1 protein-coding gene is annotated in these 651 nt (G+C 78.6%); it reads left to right on the top strand.

Annotated features, from left to right (window positions below):
* The coding region (locus tag SSOG_RS18580; RefSeq protein WP_245606616.1) for a DUF6049 family protein at window positions 1-651 on the top strand (651 nt) is incomplete at both ends.

Genomic DNA, 651 nt, shown 5'->3' with positions numbered 1-651 from the left:
TCGCGCTGCGGCAGCGGCTGCTGGCCGAGACCCTGACGGCGGTACGGGAGCTGCCGTACGCGGCGCGCGACCTGGTCGTCGTACCGCCGCGCCGGATGCCGGTCGGGGTCGGGCGGACACTGCTGTCGGCGCTGGCCGCGGGTCAGGAGGCGGGCTGGCTGGAGCCGTCGCGGTTCGAGGTGGCGCTGCGGGAGCCGGAGGCGGGGGAGTTGCGGGACGGCGGCGGCCATCCGGCCGGGCTGCGCGCCTCCGAGCTGCCGCCGGAGCGGCTGGCCGCGGTGACCAGGGACCGGCGGCGGCTGCGCGCGCTGGCGAAGGTGCTGTCCGACGCCCGGGCCACGGTGGCGTCGGTGCGCGCGGCGCTGGCCCGGTCGGTGTCCACGGGGTGGCGGGGCGACGCGGCGGGGGCGCGCGCGTACCAGGAGGGCGTGGCCCGCTATCTGACCGCGTCGATCGCCTCGGTGCGGCTGGTGCCCAAGTCGAGGGTGGTGGTGACCGGCGGCTCCGCGACCATCCCGGTCACGGTCGCCAACGGGCTCCAGCAGGACCTCACCGGGGTCGAGCTGCGGGTGCTCTCCAGCCGCCCCGAGCGGGCCCGCGCGATCGACCGCGCCGTGGCCGTACGGGCGTCGCGGGCGGTGAGCCGTACGG

Source organism: Streptomyces himastatinicus ATCC 53653, assembly GCF_000158915.1.
GTDB lineage: Bacteria > Actinomycetota > Actinomycetes > Streptomycetales > Streptomycetaceae > Streptomyces > Streptomyces himastatinicus.
This window is presented reverse-complemented; position numbering and strand designations above follow the sequence as displayed.